Here is a 17,836-nt window from a genome sequence, read left to right on the forward strand (position 1 = left end):
GACGCTCAGGCAAGCGTCGGCAGTTCCCGATCCAGCCGCTGGTACAGGGCGCTGTCCGTGGGCCAGTTGCGCAGCAACCGCGCCCGGTCACGGGCAAATGCCGGGGCGAAGCTGAGCTGGGTCGCATGGTGGCTCATCGCATCCAGGTCAATCAGCGCCCAACGACCATCCTGCCAGAACAGGTTATGCCCCTTCAGGTCACCATGGCTGATGCGCTCATGGATCAAGCGCTCCAACAACTGCTGCAGGGCATGCAACTGCTCCTGAGGCACGTCGCCGCGCTCGACATACGGCGCGAAGCACTCGACCAGGTCAGGCCCGTCCATGTACTCGGTCACCAGGTAAGCACGACCACGCAAGCCGCAGGTCCGCCGTTCCAGTACCGCCAACGGCTTCGGCGTGGCGATGTCCAGAAACGCCAGGCGATGCCCTTCAATCCATGAATGCCAGGCACGGCTCGGACGCCAGAAGCGCTTGAACCAGTGAGCGGCATTCTTGATGTTGTAGCGCTTGATCACCAGACGACGGCCATCGACCTCGACCCGAGCGACACTGGCAGCCCCTCCGGTCTTGTACATATGCCCCTGTTCGATCAAGGTATCGACCTGCTCCAGCACAGCGCTCATCGCGGCCAACTCATCGCGGCGCACGGCCCGCAAGCCGGAAAGCCCGCGCTCGACGCTAAACAGCGTGCATTCACGGCCGGCCTTGTCCAGGTAGTCCTTCAGCCGCCAGGCACGCACCTTGTCGGTCTGTTTCTGCAGCGCTTCCAGTACCAGCGCATGTTCACCATTGGCCAACAGGTAATGAACCAACAGTTCTTCGATGTACGGCTCAAGACGCTTGGGCAACTGCGCAAACAACACCCCAAGGTTCTGCAGCACCCGATCACGCGACAGCGGTTGGCCTGGGGTTTCGGCCTTGATACCGGCACCGTCGATCAGGTACAGCTGGCCGTTGTGACGCAACAGGTTGTCCAGGTGCAGGTCTTCCTGCCAAAGGCCCTTGGCATGCATCTGCGCCACCGCAGCCAGTGCCTCGCCCAGCACCTGCTGTTGCTCGTCTGCCAGCAACGGCAGGTTCTCCACTTCGGCCCAGGCGTCGGCCAGGCTGAGTGCACCCTCAAGAAACTCGAACAGCAGCCAGCCACCCTCGCCCTCGCGCAGGCCATCTGCCAACAGCCGCGGCGTGGTCAGCCCTTGCGCGGCAAGCAAGCGCACGCCCTCCAGCTCACGCTGAAAGTGCCGCGCAGCGCTGTTGCCCACCAGCAGCTTGGCCAGTACGGGCTTGCCACGCCAGACCCCGGCACCGACATAGCGTTGCCCAGGCAACACCCGCAATAGCGTGAGCAGTTGCAGATCGGCAGCACCGGCTGCATCGGCCAGGGAAATGCTCAGTGGCAGCGTCGGGCGACGTCCGGCGCTCTTGAGTTCAGACAATTGCATCAGCGAGCCTCTTTAATACAGCGGCGGCGCGTCAGGCGCTCCAACCAATTATCGACCAAAGCGCTGTCTGCTGGCTGTTTCAGATAAGCCCCCAGCAGCACACGCACATCGCCTTCGCTCCAGGCCTGGGCACGCCGCAGCAATGGTTCCAGGTCTTTCAGCCGGTCGCGCATGCCAAACAACAACGGTCGCGTTTTCTCCAGGTCAATCAGCCGTGCCTGCCAGCCATCACGGCGCTCACGCAGAAAAATATGCTTGGGATAGAAGCAGCAATGCACCTGACCGGCACGGTGCAGCTTACGCGCGGCTCGTCCACACACCTGAAGAATGCCCTGACGCTTCGACGCCGACAGCTGCGGCCACTTTTCCAGCAGGCTTTCCAGGTCGCTCCAGTCGTCCAGTGCACGGGTCATCAGAATAGCTCGACGCTCACCGCGAATACGCCGCTCACCGTAGTAGACCGCCTGCAACGCAGGGATGCTCAGGGCCTGGTAACGGCTGATATTGCGAAACTCGCGGGCAAACGTCGGCTCACCGAATGGCCGGTGCAAGGTGCGAGTCAGGTAGTTGCTCTGACGCTTCAGGTAGTAGCCCTTCCCCTCAAGCTCCAAGCGGTAAACGCTGCTCCAGCCACCACGCCCGGTATTGGGCTCATCGACCGCATCGAGCTGCAGTGCCCAAAGTTGGTCGAAATCGCTCAGGCCATGACGGGCGAGCAATGCCAACTCGCCACTGGCCAGAAAATCGCTCATTCACGTCCCTCAAAAAACCTGACAACATGCCGAATGCGCCGCTTGTCCGCCGCATCGAGCCGCTTGCACCCACGGTACTGCAGGTAGAAGCGCAATCTTTGGGTAGCCGACAACTGATACTTGGCCACTTTATCCAGGCATGCCAAATCCTTTGTAATCCGGTAGCGCAGCATAAAGCCCCACCAGAAGTCGCCCGTCGGGCAGTCGATCAGGAACAACGTGCCCTGATCATCGACCAGCAGGTTGCGCCACTTAAGGTCGTTGTGGGTAAAACGCTGGTCATGCATGCAGCGGGTATGCCGCGCCAGCTGTTGACTCAGGTGGTCAACCCAGGCGCGGTCACGCAAGCGCGGGTCACGGCGTTCCGCCAGCGCCGACAAGTCTTCGGTATGCGGCAACTCACGGGTAATCATCGCCCCGCGGCTAAAACTCAGGCCGTTGCGCTCCAAGCCCCAGGCGATCACTTCGGCGGTAGGGATGTTCCACTTTGCAAACTGCCTGAGGTTCTGCCATTCCGCTTTGATCCGTGGGCGCCCGAGGTAACGGCGCAGGCCTTTGCCAGCACCGACATAGCGTTTGACGTAATAGTTGATTCCGTCGCGCTGAACCCGGATCACCTCGCTCAACAGATCGTGCGTCAAGCGCTCACCCTGAAGCGCGAAGACCGCATCGATACTGCCAAAATCGGCTGCGAGTGCCGCATAGGCAGGGTCAAGTGTCCAACCCGCCATCAGAGCGCATCCCCATACCGTTGCTTGCGCGCATAGAGCTTCTGGGCCTTGCCCTCCAGCCAGCGCAACAAGGCGGCTTCTTCGGCCAGAACCTGACGCAATGGCTGCTGAAAATAGCCGCGCAGGAAACGCAGCTTGTCGCGCGGAGTCAGGCCAATGTCCAGAGCCGAGAAGTACAGCGCTGCCAGGTCTTTGTCGCGCCAGCGCCGGGAGATCTGCGCGCGGGTTTGAGCGCGGTGCAGGTCGATCACCGAAAGCTTGAAGTCATCCGCCGTCACTGGACGGTCGGTGTGCAGCAGGAAGTGACAGATGTAGCAGTCACGGTGATTGACCCCTGCGCGGTGCATGGTGCCGGTCATGCGCGCCACTTCGGCAATCAACGCCCTTTTCAGGCGCGGCTCTGGTGGCTGCTGGGTCCAGTTCAGGCTGAAATCTTCCAGGCTGACCGTGGGCGCCAGTTCCTCCGTCACGATGAACGAGTGCTGAGTCGCAGGGTTGCTGCCACGCTCACCATAGGCCACTGCGGTCATGGTGGGGACGCCGACCTGGTGCAGGCGCTCAATGGCGCGCCATTCCTGGCCAGCACCGAGCACCGGCAGCTTGGCCGTGAACAGGTTCTTGAAGATCTCACCCCAGCCAATGCCACGGTGAATCTTGACGAAATAACCCCGCCCTTCGACCTCGGTGCGCAGGGTACGGCGGCCTTCCAGCTCGCGGTACACCTGACCTTGCAAGGCTTCAACAGCCTCGAAGGCATCGCACCCGGCCCACAGGCGCTTGAAGGGTTCAGCCAGTTTCAGCTTCATGCGCGCTCCTGCGCCAGAATCACATCGGCGGCATGCTCGGGCATGCTGTACAAGTCGGCACTGTCGGCAAACGCCAAACCATTACGCGCCCAAGCGGCGCGAGCGGTGTTGTCTTCAAGCATGCGTTGCAGGTACTGGTTAAGCTGCTCCTGCTCGAAGGGCTCATCGAGTACCAGGCCGCTGTCAGCCTCGGCAATGTAATGGGCATAACCACAGACCGCCGAGACCAGCACCGGCAAACCCGCCACCAGGGCTTCCAGCAACACCGTCCCGGTGTTCTCGTTGTAGGCCGGGTGAATCAACAGGTCGGCACCGAGCAGGAAGCGCGGAATATCGCTGCGCCCCTTGAGAAACTGCACGTGCTCACCCAGGCCCAGCGCCGTACTCTGCAGCTGGAACACCTTGGGGTCGTCCTGACCGATCACCATCAGCCGGGTACGTTTGCGCAAGTCCGAAGGCAGTGCCGCCAGGGCTTTCAGGCTGCGATCGACACCTTTGGTCTTGAAACCCGAACCGATCTGCACCAGCAACAGTTCATCTTCCGACAACTTGAACTCACGGCGAAACGCCGCACGAATCTCTGCGGCGTTGGCCGGCGCCCGGCGATCCTGGGAGATGCCCGGTGGCAGCAAGTGGAAACGTTGCAGCGGCGTGCCGTAGTGTTTGATGAACAGTGGTTGTTGCACTTCGGAGATCATCAAGATTTCAGTCTTGGACTCTGGCGCAAATACCGCCCGCTCGTACTCGGCAAAATGCCGGTAGCGGCCCCAACGCCGGTACAGCGAGTTACGCAGGGTCTGCGCCTTGTCCTCGAAGCAGCCGTCAGCCGCATAGTAAACGTCCAGGCCGGGCATCTTGTTGAAACCGATCAAGCGATCGACCGGGCGTTTGGCCAGGTCGGCCGCCATCCAGGCACTGAGCTTTTCATTGCGTCGGTGGTTGAACAGCGCCTTGACCGGCGCCACCAACACTTCAAAGCCCGGAGGTACATCGCCCTCCCAGATCAACGTGTAGACACGGATCTGGTGCCCGCGACGCTGGCACTCCAACGCAATGCGCATGAAGTCGCGTTGCAGGCCACCGAACGGGAAATACTTGTAGAGCACAAAAGCCAGTTGCATCAACGAACATCCTCAGCCAGCAGCAGCGCGCTCAATCGGCCCGCGACGTGCTCGGGATTCAAGCGAGTGAAACACAACGGCCACTCGCGTTTGAGATCGAACCGACGCTGATCGTCAGCGCTCGGTTTGTAGGTGCATTTCTTCTGCAGGCAGGGCGCACAGGGGAAATTGCTCCCCAGGTGTATCTGCGCCTTGCCATAGGCACCGGTGAGCCCAGGGTTGGTCGGCCCGAACAAGGACAGGGTTGGCACATCCAGCGCTGCCGCCAGGTGCCCAAGGCCGGTATCTACCGCCACACAGGCCCTAGCCGACGCCAACACCCGGGCGACACCGGCCAGATTCAGTTTCGGCAAGACCTTGGCATTGCTCAACCCTTGGGCAATACGCTCGGCGCGCGCACGCTCAGCCGGGTTCCCCCACGGCAGACGCACCTCGACACGCAGGCGGCCCATGCGCTCGGCCAGCTCCCGCCAGTAGGCCTCAGGCCAGTGCTTGGTGTCCCAGGTGGTGCCATGCAGAAACACCACGAACGGTGCCGCGATGCCTTCCTGCAAGCGGGCACGATCAAGGCCATAGTCACCCAAACCGGAAGGCAGGTCGTAGCCCAGCGACAAGGCGAACAGCTGACGCACCCGCTCGACCGCGTGCTGGCCATTGGCAACCGACAGTCGACGGTCATAGAACCGGCTCGACAGGCCTTCGCGGGCCGAATAGCGGTCAAGGCCAGCTACCGGCGCCTTGACGTAGCGGGTCAACCAAGCGCTCTTGACCAAGCCTTGAGCATCGATCACCAGGTCGTACTGGCGTTCACGCAGACGCTGCTTGAACTGGCGCCATTCGCCGCTCTTGAAGGTCTGCCAGAGGTTCTTGCGCCAGCGGCGAATAGCCACCGGAATGACCTTGTCCACCGCAGGATGCCAACTGGGGATCTCGGCGAAACCCTCTTCGACCACCCAGTCGAAGCGGATGCCGGGAATCGCCCGGGACGCATCGGTCAGCGCCGGCAACGCGTGAATCACGTCACCCAGAGAAGACGTCTTGATCAGCAATACCCGCACTTAGTCGACCTCGGCCATGACATCAATCAACGTCGGGCCGTTCAACCGCTGCAGCGCGGCAGCCACGGCATCCGGCTCCAGCTGGCGCAGGCAATTGTAGTGACCAAAGCGGCAGGTCCGCTCGAAACACGGGCTGCACTCAAGGCCCAGGCGAACGATTTCCACCTGATCGGCCAACGGCGGGGTGAAGCCCGGCGAGGTCGAGCCATAAACCGCCACCAGCGGACGGTTAAGGGCCGCAGCCACATGCATCAGGCCAGAGTCGTTGGACACCACCGCGTCACTGCAGGACAGCAGGTCAATCGCCTCGGCCAGGGAGGTTTCGCCACTGAGGTTGGTCGATTCCTCGCGCAGCCCAGGGATCAGCCGCTCACGGATCGACTCGCCCACCGCATGGTCGTTCTTCGAGCCAAACAGCCACACCTGCCAGCCTTCACGGATCTTGATTTCAGCAACCTTGGCGTAATGCTCGGACGGCCAACGCTTGGCCTCACCAAACTCGGCGCCAGGGCACAAGGCCAATACCGGGCGATCCAGGCTCAGGCCGAACTTGGCCAGCGCGGCCTCTCGGCTTTCGGCCTCGATGCGCAGGTTCGGACGCGGGTAGGGTTGGGGTAGCTCGGCACCGGCCGGATACGCCAGGGCCATGAAGCGCTCGATCATCAACGGATAGCGTGCCTTGTCGAGCGTGCGCACATCATTGAGCAGACCGTAGCGGAACTCGCCACGCCAGCCGGTACGCCGAGCGATGCCGGCAAAGAACGGCACCAGCGCCGACTTCATCGAATTGGGCAACAGAATCGCCTGATCGTACTCGCCAGCCAGGGATTTACCGATACGCCGACGGGTCGCCAACTCCAGCACGCCGTGGCCGAGCGGGAAGCTCAAGGCCTTGCGCACTTCAGGCATACGCTCAAGGATCGGCCGGCTCCATTCAGGTGCCAGCACATCGATCACACACTCGGGGTGATGCTGCTTCAGGCAATGGAACAGGGTCTGTGCCATTACCATGTCGCCCACCCAGCTGGGCCCAATGATCAAAATTCTCATGCTTTATCCAGAAACGATCAGGGAGGCTGCAGCCTGTTCATCAACAGCCTGGCCTCCCCTCTTTATAATCAGGCTTGATCCGACCAGTGTACGCCATGTGGTCGCAGCAGGCCTTCCATCGCCTGAATCAACGGCTCGAACCCCTCACTTCAGACCCAACTCAGCCCAGATACGCCGCACCTCGCGCCGCTCGCTGACGAACTGCCCGGCATCGATGACCCCGGCCTGTTTCTGCAAGGCCTGGCGATGTGCAGCCGAACGGAATGCCTTGTAGACCTCACGCAGCAGCACCGCATCGCTGACCGGCATCAGCCCGGCTTCCTCAAGCCCTTCAAGGATGCGGATGTTATCGGTGTAACGCAGCAAGGCCGGATGCTTGTCAGACCAGGCCAAAGCGGCGTATTGCACCATAAATTCGATATCGACGATACCACCGGCGTCCTGCTTGATATCGAAGGGCATACCGGCGTCATAGGCATTGGCCGCCGTACCGGCAGCCGTCGCCTTGGTCCCGAGGTTGTCGCGCATCTTGGCGCGCATCTCACTCACTTCGGTCTGCAGTTTACCCAAGTCGCGGCTCTGACCGAGGATACGGGCACGTACGCCCTCGAACGCTGCGCCGACCTGCGGGCACCCGACCAACACACGGGCACGCACCAGCGCCTGATGCTCCCAGGTCCAGGCCTCGTTCTGCTGATAACGCTCGAACGCGCCCAGCGAACTGACCAACAGCCCCGAGGCGCCGGACGGGCGCAAGCGCATGTCGACATCGTACAACTGGCCGGAGTTGGTCTGAGTGGTCAGCAAGTGGATGATCCGTTGCCCCAAACGCGTGAAAAACTGCGCGCTGTCGATCGGTTTGGCACCGTCGGTTTCGGCTTGCGGGTCGCCGTCATGGATAAACACCAGGTCCAGGTCCGAGCCGTGGCCCAACTCGATACCGCCCACCTTGCCGTAGCCCACAATAATGAAGCCCGGATCGCAGAGGCTACCGTCGCTGCGTTTAGGCTGGCCATGACGGGCCACCGTCTGGCGCCAGGCCAAGGCCAGCACCTGATCGAGGATCGCTTCAGCCAACCAGGTCAGGTAGTCACTGACCTTCATCAACGGCAGGTTGCCGGCAATTTCCGACGCAGCAACACGCAGGCTGTGCGCCAGCTTGAAGTGCCGCAGCGCCTCCATCTGCTGCTCCAGGTCATCCTCGGGAATACGCGTCAGCCGCTCACGCAGCTCGGCAGCCAGCTCCGGCGCATGAGGCGGGCTGAACAGGCGACCTTCATTGAGCAGCTCATCAAGCAGCAGCGGGAAGCGCGCAATCTGCTCGGCAATCCAGGGGCTGGCGGCACAGAGGGTCAGCAAGCGCCGCAAGGCGCCTGGGTTTTCAGTCAGTAGAACCAGATAGGCGGAACGCCGCGCCACCGCCTCGACGAGCGGCAATACCCGCTCCAGTACCAGATCGGGATCAGCATGCTCCACCGCTTGCGCCAGCAGGCGTGGAATAAAGGCATCCAGGCGCTCACGACCCAGGCGCTGCATGGCACGCAACTGTGGGCTCGCGCGCAGACCGGCCAGTTGTTTCAGCGCCTTCGGCCCGTCGACGAACCCGGCGTCCTGCAACTGACGACAGGCGGCCTCCTCATCCTGTACCTCTTCCCACAACGGCAGCCATTCGCCTCCGACCACCTCTTCACCGGCTTCGCTGTCCTCGTCGGGGTCGGCAATGACCTGACGGAAATGCCAGTCGATGCGCCCACGCCAGTACATCAACTGTTCATGGAACGCCGCCCAGTCGGCAAAGCCAAGCATAAAGGCGATCCGGGCACGGTCCAGCTCACTGTCAGGCAGCATTTGTGTCTGGCGGTCGGCAATCGCCTGAATGGCATGCTCGGTATAACGCAGGAACTCATAGCCCTCGCGCAGTTCGGCAACCACCGCAGGCGGCAGGTAGCCCTGCCCTTCAAGGGTTGCCAGCACCTTGAGCAGCGGCCGCTGCTGCAGGCTCAGGTCACGCCCGCCGTGAATCAACTGGAACGCCTGGGCGATAAATTCGACCTCGCGGATACCGCCAGCCCCCAGCTTTATATTGTCGGCCATGCCCTTGCGCCGGACTTCCTGCTGGATCAACTGCTTCATGGTGCGCAGCGCTTCGATCGCCGAGAAGTCCAGGTAACGCCGGTAAACGAATGGCCGCAGCATTTCCTGCAACTGCGCGCCAGTGGTCTGATCGCCAGCCACTACCCGCGCCTTGATCATCGCGTAGCGTTCCCAGTCTCGACCCTGGTCCTGGTAGTACTGCTCAAGGGCATTGAAGCTGAGCACCAGCGCGCCAGCCGAGCCATAAGGGCGCAAACGCATGTCGACCCGGAATACGAAACCGTCGACGGTGACCGGGTCCAGCGCCTTGATCAGGCGTTGACCAAGGCGGGTAAAGAACTCCTGATTATCCAGCGAACGTTTGACCCCTTCGGTTTCCCCGCCTTCCGGGTAGGCGAAGATCAGGTCGATATCCGAAGACAGGTTCAGCTCGACCGCGCCGAGCTTGCCCATGCCAAGCACCACCATGTGCTGCGGCTCGCCGCTACGGTGGCCGATGGGTGTGCCGAACTGCTGGCACTGACGCGGGTACAGCCATTGATAGGCCTGATCGATGGCCGCATCGGCCAGGTCGGAAAGGTCACGGCACGTCTGCACCAGATCGGCCTGGCGATTCAGATCACGCCATATGATCCGTACCTGCTGGCGCGTGCGCTGTCGGCGCAGGTTGCGCGCCAACTCGTCTTCCGTCGTGGCCGCCTGGGCCGCTGCAGCCACCTGGGCGCACAACTCACCGGCAGCGAACGGGCGGTCCAGTTCGCCACTGGCCAGCAGGTCCAGGAGCATCTGCGGGTCTCGCAGCACCTGTTGCAGGACAAAGTCACTGGCCGCGCAAACCCGGTCAAACTGCTGCCAGCGTTCTGGGCTCCAGTCGTCCAGTTGCAGGCCAGCGTCTGCGACCGCACTGCGCAGCGACTGTTTATTGCGCTCGACCAGCGGCGCGAAGGAAGCGGGCAACTCGGCCAGCGAAGGCAAGCTCATGGTCTATCCTTGAACGGCGTGAAAAAGTGGTGGGCTGCAAGGCACGTAAAACAAGGCCTCGGACAGACTGTCGTACAAAAGTTATAAATAGCTGAAAAAACCGATTTCTTGGTAGAAAACATCGCAGCAAACCCTTTGATGACGGAGCTTTTACCACCCGTATCGATTTTTCCCACAACCCGAGCAGAGGCCACGAGCCATTTTTCTGTAGTTTTACTACTATCATTTCGCCTCAAAAGCATGAAATGCCGATTGATTTGTAGTAAAACTACACAGCGCCGGGACCCTATCCGGTAATCCAAGAATTCATGTCGCCTGCCCACAAGGCCAGGCGCCAAAAAACTCAGGCCACCGATTCTGGTAGCCTTTCCGCCCTGGAGCAAGCCATGCAAGACCTCGATCCCGTCGAAACCCAGGAATGGCTGGACGCCCTGGAGTCGGTTCTCGACAAAGAAGGCGAAGACCGCGCTCACTACCTGATGACCCGTATGGGCGAGCTGGCAACCCGTAGTGGTTCGCAGCTGCCATATGCCATCACCACGCCATACCGCAATACCATTCCCGTCACCCACGAAGCACGCATGCCTGGCGACCTGTTCATGGAACGCCGCATTCGCTCGCTGGTGCGCTGGAACGCGCTGGCCATGGTAATGCGTACCAACCTGAAAGACTCGGATCTGGGCGGCCACATCTCCAGCTTCGCCTCCAGTGCCACCCTGTATGACATTGGCTTCAACTACTTCTTCCAGGCCCCGACCGATGAACACGGCGGCGACCTGATCTTCTTCCAGGGCCACGCCTCGCCGGGCGTCTACGCCCGCGCGTTCATGGAAGGCCGCATCAGCGAAGATCAGATGAACAACTTCCGCCAGGAAGTCGATGGCAATGGCCTGTCGTCGTACCCGCACCCATGGCTGATGCCTGACTTCTGGCAGTTCCCGACTGTTTCGATGGGCCTGGGCCCAATCCAGGCGATCTACCAGGCACGCTTCATGAAGTACCTGGAAAGCCGTGGCTACATCCCTGAAGGCAAGCAGAAAGTCTGGTGCTTCATGGGTGACGGCGAGTGCGACGAGCCGGAATCCCTGGGCGCAATCGCCCTGGCCGGCCGCGAGAAGCTGGACAACCTGATCTTCGTCATCAACTGCAACCTGCAGCGCCTCGACGGCCCGGTTCGCGGCAACGGCAAGATCATCCAGGAACTCGAAGGCGTGTTCCGTGGCGGTGGCTGGAACGTCAACAAAGTCGTCTGGGGCCGTTTCTGGGACCCACTGCTGGCCAAGGACACCCACGGTATCCTGCAGCGCCGCATGGACGAAGTCATCGACGGCGAGTACCAGAACTACAAGGCCAAGGACGGCGCGTTCGTCCGTGAGCACTTCTTCAACACCCCAGAACTCAAGGCCATGGTCGAAGACCTGTCCGACGACGAGATCTGGAAGCTCAACCGTGGTGGCCACGACCCGTACAAGGTCTATGCAGCCTACCATCAGGCGGTCAACCACAAAGACCAGCCGACTGTCATCCTGGCCAAGACCATCAAGGGTTACGGCACCGGTGCAGGCGAAGCCAAGAACACCGCGCACAACACCAAGAAGGTCGACATCGACAGCCTGCGGCTGTTCCGCGACCGCTTCGACATCCCGGTCAAGGATGACGAGCTGGAAAACCTGCCGTTCTTCAAACCGGAAGAAGGCAGCGCCGAAGCCCGTTACCTGAGCGAGCGCCGTGCCGCCCTGGGTGGTTTCGTGCCTCAGCGTCGCGCCAAGAGCTTCAGCATCCCGACGCCGCCACTGGAAACCCTCAAGGCAATCCTGGACGGCTCGGGCGACCGTGAAATCTCCACCACCATGGCCTTCGTGCGGATCCTCGCGCAACTGGTCAAGGACAAGGAAGTCGGCCAGCGCATCGTGCCGATCATCCCGGACGAAGCCCGTACCTTCGGTATGGAAGGCATGTTCCGTCAGTTGGGCATCTACTCCTCGGTCGGCCAGCTCTACGAGCCAGTCGATAAAGACCAGGTGATGTTCTACCGCGAAGACAAGAAGGGCCAGATCCTCGAGGAAGGCATCAACGAAGCGGGCGCCATGTCCTCCTTCATCGCTGCCGGTACCTCGTACAGCTGCCACAACCAGCCGATGCTGCCGTTCTACATCTTCTACTCGATGTTCGGCTTCCAACGTATCGGCGACCTGGCCTGGGCCGCTGGCGACAGCCGCACCCGTGGCTTCCTGATCGGCGGTACCGCCGGTCGCACCACGCTCAACGGCGAAGGCCTGCAGCACGAAGACGGTCACAGCCACATGCTGGCTGGCACCATCCCGAACTGCCGCACCTACGACCCGACCTATGGCTATGAACTGGCGGTAATCATCCGCGAGGGCATGCGCCAGATGATGGAAGAGCAGCAGGACATCTTCTACTACATCACCGTGATGAACGAAGCCTACACCCAGCCAGCCATGCCGGCCGGTGTCGAGGAAGGCATCATCAAGGGCATGTACCTGCTCGAGGAAGACACCCGCGAAGCGGCGCACCACGTTCAACTGATGGGCTCCGGCACCATCCTGCGTGAAGTACGCGAAGCGGCGAAGATCCTGCGTGAAGAGTTCAACGTCGGCGCTGATGTCTGGAGCGTTACCAGCTTCAACGAACTGCGTCGCGACGGCCTGGCCGTAGAGCGCAGCAACCGCCTGCACCCTGGCCAGAAGCCGAAGACTACCTACGTCGAAGAGTGCTTGGCTGGCCGTAAGGGCCCGGTCATTGCCTCCACCGACTACATGAAACTGTTCGCCGAGCAGATTCGTCAGTGGGTACCGAGCAAAGAATTCAAAGTCCTGGGTACCGATGGCTTCGGTCGCAGCGACAGCCGCAAGAAACTGCGTCACTTCTTCGAAGTCGACCGCAACTTCGTAGTGCTGGCTGCCCTGGAAGCCTTGGCCGACCGTGGCGATATCGAACCGAAAGTGGTGGCTGAAGCCATCGCCCGTTTCGGCATCGACCCGGAAAAACGCAACCCACTGGACTGCTGAGGAGTATTTCTAAGTGAGCGAACTCATTCGCGTACCTGACATCGGCAGCGGTGAAGGTGAAATCATTGAGCTGTTCGTCAAAGTTGGCGACCGCATTGAAGCCGACCAGAGCCTGCTGACCCTGGAGTCCGACAAGGCCTCCATGGAGATCCCGGCTCCGAAAGCCGGCGTGATCAAGGCCCTGAAGGTCAAGCTGGGTGATCGCCTGAAAGAAGGCGACGAGCTGATGGAACTGGAAGTCGAGGGCGCCGCTGCGGCGCCTGAGGCTCCGGCCGCAGCACCTGCAGCCGCCCCGGCACCTGCTGCAGCGCCAGTCGCCGCAGCCGCGCCAGCAGCTGCACCTGCGGCTGCCACTGTTCAGGACATCCATGTTCCGGACATCGGCTCCTCGGGCAAGGCCAAGATCATCGAAGTACTGGTCAAGGTCGGCGACAGCGTCGCAGCTGACCAGTCGCTGATCACCCTGGAATCGGACAAGGCAAGCATGGAGATTCCATCGCCTGCTGCTGGCGTGGTCGAAGCGATCATCGCCAAGCTGGACGACGAAGTCGGCACTGGCGACCTGATCCTGAAGCTGAAGGTTGCAGGCGCAGCTCCGGCTGCCGCCCCGGCGCCGGCCGCAGCACCCGCCAAGGCCGAAGCGGCTCCAGCTGCAGCACCTGCTGCAGCGCCAGCAGCGGCGGCCAAGGTCGAGGTGGCACCTGTCGCCGCTCCGGCTGCCAACAACGGTGCCAAGGTTCACGCCGGCCCTGCCGTGCGTCAACTGGCCCGCGAATTCGGCGTCGAGCTGAACGCTGTTTCGGCCAGCGGCCCGCACGGTCGTGTCCTCAAGGAAGACGTGCAGGCGTACGTCAAGGCCATGATGCAGAAGGCCAAGGAAGCGCCTGCCGCCGGTGCAACCGGTGGTGCAGGCATCCCGCCGATCCCGGAAGTCGACTTCAGCCGTTTCGGCGAAGTCGAGGAAGTGGCGATGACGCGCCTGATGCAGGTTGGTGCCACCAACCTGCACCGCAGCTGGCTGAACGTGCCTCACGTTACCCAGTTCGACTCGGCCGACATCACCGAACTGGAAGCCTTCCGCGTTGCGCAGAAAGCCGTCGCCGAGAAAGCGGGCGTCAAGCTGACCGTGCTGCCACTGCTGCTCAAAGCCTGTGCACACCTGCTCAAGGAACTGCCAGACTTCAACAGCTCGCTGGCACCAAGCGGCAAGGCCATCCTGCGCAAGAAATACGTGAACATCGGCTTTGCCGTGGACACCCCGGATGGTCTGCTGGTTCCGGTCATCAAGAACGTCGACCAGAAGAGCCTGCTGCAACTGGCTGGTGAGGCTGCGGCCTTGGCTGAAAAAGCCCGGACCAAGAAGCTCTCGGCTGATGACATGCAGGGCGCCTGCTTCACCATCTCCAGCCTCGGACACATTGGCGGCACCGGCTTCACGCCGATCGTCAACGCGCCGGAAGTGGCGATCCTCGGTGTCTCCAAGGCCACCATCCAGCCAGTCTGGGATGGCAAAGCCTTCCAGCCGAAGCTGATGCTGCCGCTGTCGCTGTCCTACGATCACCGCGTGATCAACGGCGCCGCAGCAGCACGCTTCACCAAGCGTCTGAGCGACCTGCTGGCCGACATCCGCACCATGCTGCTGTAATCGCTACACCCTGTCTCCCTCTGCCGGGGGAGACAGACCCTTTTTCGAGCTGCCACGCTCGTACCTCAACCCCGCCAATTTGGCGGGGCTTTTTTTGCCTGTTACTTGTGTGTTGCAGCCGTAATGGCCGAGTGCTCGTAGAGCTGTCCAGGCCACAGCCCCCATGCCCCTCGCCCCAACGCCCCCTCGCTTCAGAAACTGTCGATACGGCCGATAACCTGAAAAGTCGTAACCACGTGTTGCGCTTGTCAGCCAGCACGGCATGATGCAACCTTGCGGCACGCATTTTTCCACGAGTTCCAGGCCACTGCGCATTCGTACCTTTGAAGCGAGCTCTCCATGAAAAGCCAACCCGATGCCGCCAGCCGTATGGTGGCCGAGGTAGTAACGCAATTGCCCGTGCCTTCGCGGCTCGGCATGCTGCGTTTCGAGCGGCTGAATGAAGCCAGTTGGGCCATGCTGTTTCTCGACCCGAGCTGCGAACGCCAGTTCGGCATGCCTGCCGTCGACCTCTGCGCCCTGATCGGTTCGCCTTACGCGAGCCTGATGGAGCCTGAGGCGCGCTACAAACTGCACGACGCCATTGAGCTGCAACTGAGCCAGCGCAACCATTACCTGGTGCGCTACACGCTGCACACAAGCGTAGGGCCGCTGCACCTGCTGGAAGTTGGCGAAGCGTACAAACAGCACAATCGGCACCTGTTGCGCGGCTACTTGCTGGTAATCGACGGGCAGCCTGGCGATAGCCCAGAGCTTTCGCCCAGCGAACTGGAAACCCGTAACAACCGCCTGCAGATCGCCCTGCAACTCAACCAGCAAGCGCAACAGGAACAGCTCGAGCATCTGGAGCGGGTGCGCGCCCAGCAGGACCTGATCCTGCGCCTGGCCCGACAGCGTTACAGCGCCGGCAACTCGCTGCAGGAGGCCGCCGAACTGATCACCCGCAGCGCCTGCGAGATCTACAAGGTCGACTGCGCAAGCATCTGGAACCTGGAAGACCAGCGCCTGGAGCCTATCTCGGCCTACTACCGCGATACCCAGGAATACCGCCTGCCCGAAGCGTTCGACGCCAGCCAGTTCCCCAACTACCTGGAAGCCCTGCACACCAGCCGTGCCATCGACGCCCACAATGCCAACCACGATCCGCGCACCCGCGAGCTGGTTGATCACCTGCGCCAGCACAACATCAGCGCCATGCTCGATGCCAGTATCCGCATCGACGGGCAGGTGGTCGGTGTGCTGTGCCTGGAGCATAGAGGCTCGACACGCACCTGGCAGTCGGACGAACTCGCCTTTGCTGGCGAGTTGGCCGACCAGTTCGCCCAGGTCATCAACAACCACAACCGCCGCACGGCCACCAGTGCCCTGCACCTGTTCCAGCGCGCCGTGGAGCAAAGCGCCAACGCCTTCCTGCTGGTCAACCGCGATGGCGTGGTCGAGTACGTAAACCCAAGCTTCACGGCGATCACCCAGTACAGCGCCGAAGAGGTCCATGGCCACCGCCTGTCAGAGCTGCCGGCCCTGGAAAACCTCAACGACCTGCTCTTCGATGCGCCCTCCAGCCTGGCCATGAACAACAGTTGGCAAGGCGAGTTCAAAAGCCGGCGCAAGAACCTTGAGCCGTACTGGGGACAGTTGTCGATCTCCAAGGTCTATGGCGATAACCGCGAACTGACCCACTACATCGGCATCTACGAAGACATCACCCAAACCAAGCTGGCCCAACAGCGTATCGAACGCCTGGCCTACACCGACAACCTGACCACCCTGGGCAACCGGCCCTCATTTATCCGAAACCTGGACGAGCGATTTAACTGCGACAGCGACCGCAAGATCAGCCTGTTGCTGGTGGACATCGACAACTTCAAGCGGATCAATGACAGCCTTGGTCATCAGACCGGCGACAAACTGCTGATCAGCCTGGCCCGACGCCTGCGCAACAGCCTGAGCCCCGGTGGCAGCCTGGCGCGGTTTGCCAGTAACGAATTTGCCGTACTGCTCGACGATACCGACATGGAGGGTGGCCAGCAGGTTGCGCAACAGTTGCTCAAGACCCTCGACAAGCCACTGTTTGTCGATAACCAGTTGATCAACGTCACCGCCTCGGTCGGCCTGGCCTGCGCACCGCTGCACGGGCGCGACCCGCAAACCCTGATGAAGAATGCCGGGCTTGCGCTGCACAAGGCCAAAGCCAACGGCAAGCATCAGGTCCAGGTTTTCACCGAAGCGCTCAACGCCGAAGCCAGCTACAAACTGTTTGTCGAGAACAACCTGCGCCGGGCGCTGACCCAGAACGAACTGGAAGTGTTCTACCAGCCTAAGGTCTGCCTGCGCAGCGGTCGCCTGCTGGGCATGGAGGCGCTGCTGCGCTGGAACCATCCGGAAAAGGGCATGATTCGCCCAGACCAGTTCATCAGCGTCGCCGAAGAAACCGGCCTGATCATTCCAATCGGCAAGTGGATCGCCCGTCAAGCCTGCCGCATGAGCCAGGAGCTGGCAAGCGAAGGCCTGGGCAACCTGCAAGTGGCCATCAACCTGTCACCCAAGCAGTTCTCCGACCCGGACCTGGTCGCCTCGATTGCCAAAATCCTCAAAGAGGAAGCCCTGCCGCCGCACCTCCTGGAACTGGAGTTGACCGAAGGCCTGTTGCTTGAAGCCACCGAAGACACTCACCGCCAACTCGACGAGCTCAAGCGGTTGGGCCTGACCCTGGCCATGGACGACTTCGGCACCGGCTACTCGTCACTGAGCTACCTGAAGAAGTTCCCGATCGACATCATCAAGATCGACCGCAGCTTCATCAACGAAATTCCCGACAACCAGGACGACATGGAGATCACCTCAGCCGTGGTCGCCATGGCCCACAACCTCAAGCTCAAGGTGGTTGCCGAAGGCATCGAGACCGCTGAGCAATTGGCATTTCTGCGCAGGCACCGTTGCGATGTCGGCCAGGGTTACCTGTTTGACCGGCCCATCTCCGGCCACGAGCTGCTGGATAAACTCAAGCGCTACCCACGCGGCCCAATCGCCTGACAGCCGTGTAACACTCGGGCACACTACAGGTCTAAGCCTTATCGACGCCGCCTCGCGGCCGTCCCATCTGACATAGAGGAGTGGGTTC

The 17,836-nt window shown here is 61.5% G+C and carries 11 protein-coding genes; 3 read left to right on the forward strand and 8 right to left on the reverse strand.

Translation table 11 applies throughout. The annotated features are described in order from the left end of the window. Positions 1 to 5 precede the first annotated feature (5 nt). From UIA24_RS10950 to glnE, 8 genes are all read right to left on the reverse strand, one after another. Entirely contained in the window at positions 6 to 1,445 is a 1,440-nt protein-coding gene (locus UIA24_RS10950) for a lipopolysaccharide kinase InaA family protein (RefSeq protein WP_330522844.1), read from the reverse strand. Further along, on the reverse strand, positions 1,445 to 2,197 hold the full coding sequence (locus UIA24_RS10955; RefSeq protein ID WP_102052197.1) for a lipopolysaccharide kinase InaA family protein: 753 nt from the start codon (positions 2,195 to 2,197) through the stop codon (positions 1,445 to 1,447). The genes UIA24_RS10950 and UIA24_RS10955 overlap by 1 nt, the downstream gene beginning before the upstream one ends. After that, positions 2,194 to 2,928, reverse strand: coding sequence for a lipopolysaccharide kinase InaA family protein (locus UIA24_RS10960; protein WP_102052198.1), 735 nt, complete (start codon positions 2,926 to 2,928; stop codon positions 2,194 to 2,196). Before UIA24_RS10960 ends, UIA24_RS10955 begins: the two co-directional genes overlap by 4 nt. Continuing rightward, on the reverse strand, positions 2,928 to 3,734 hold the full coding sequence (gene rfaP, locus UIA24_RS10965) for a lipopolysaccharide core heptose(I) kinase RfaP (RefSeq protein WP_102052199.1): 807 nt from the start codon (positions 3,732 to 3,734) through the stop codon (positions 2,928 to 2,930). The genes UIA24_RS10960 and rfaP overlap by 1 nt, the downstream gene beginning before the upstream one ends. Further along, complete coding sequence (locus UIA24_RS10970; RefSeq protein WP_330522845.1) at positions 3,731 to 4,855, reverse strand: glycosyltransferase family 4 protein; 1,125 nt, start codon at positions 4,853 to 4,855, stop codon at positions 3,731 to 3,733. Before UIA24_RS10970 ends, rfaP begins: the two co-directional genes overlap by 4 nt. Beyond that, entirely contained in the window at positions 4,855 to 5,913 is a 1,059-nt protein-coding gene (gene waaC, locus UIA24_RS10975; RefSeq protein ID WP_065760761.1) for a lipopolysaccharide heptosyltransferase I, read from the reverse strand. The genes UIA24_RS10970 and waaC overlap by 1 nt, the downstream gene beginning before the upstream one ends. Further along, entirely contained in the window at positions 5,914 to 6,963 is a 1,050-nt protein-coding gene (waaF, locus tag UIA24_RS10980; RefSeq protein WP_065760762.1) for a lipopolysaccharide heptosyltransferase II, read from the reverse strand. A 144-nt stretch (positions 6,964 to 7,107) separates the two neighbouring features. Continuing rightward, positions 7,108 to 10,038, reverse strand: a complete 2,931-nt coding sequence (gene glnE, locus UIA24_RS10985) for a bifunctional [glutamate--ammonia ligase]-adenylyl-L-tyrosine phosphorylase/[glutamate--ammonia-ligase] adenylyltransferase (RefSeq protein ID WP_065760763.1) — start codon at positions 10,036 to 10,038, stop codon at positions 7,108 to 7,110. A gap of 386 nt (positions 10,039 to 10,424) precedes the next feature. Here glnE and aceE point away from each other — a divergent pair, with 386 nt between their 5' ends. From aceE to UIA24_RS11000, 3 genes are all read left to right on the forward strand, one after another. Beyond that, positions 10,425 to 13,070, forward strand: a complete 2,646-nt coding sequence (aceE, locus tag UIA24_RS10990) for a pyruvate dehydrogenase (acetyl-transferring), homodimeric type (RefSeq protein ID WP_065760764.1) — start codon at positions 10,425 to 10,427, stop codon at positions 13,068 to 13,070. A 13-nt stretch (positions 13,071 to 13,083) separates the two neighbouring features. Continuing rightward, positions 13,084 to 14,715, forward strand: a complete 1,632-nt coding sequence (gene aceF, locus UIA24_RS10995; protein ID WP_330522846.1) for a dihydrolipoyllysine-residue acetyltransferase — start codon at positions 13,084 to 13,086, stop codon at positions 14,713 to 14,715. Positions 14,716 to 15,054: 339 nt separating this feature from the next. Continuing rightward, complete coding sequence (locus tag UIA24_RS11000; protein WP_330522847.1) at positions 15,055 to 17,748, forward strand: putative bifunctional diguanylate cyclase/phosphodiesterase; 2,694 nt, start codon at positions 15,055 to 15,057, stop codon at positions 17,746 to 17,748. Positions 17,749 to 17,836: the final 88 nt, after the last annotated feature.

This window comes from Pseudomonas sp. AL 58 (assembly GCF_036348395.1).
In the GTDB taxonomy this organism is placed as follows: domain Bacteria; phylum Pseudomonadota; class Gammaproteobacteria; order Pseudomonadales; family Pseudomonadaceae; genus Aquipseudomonas; species Aquipseudomonas defluvii.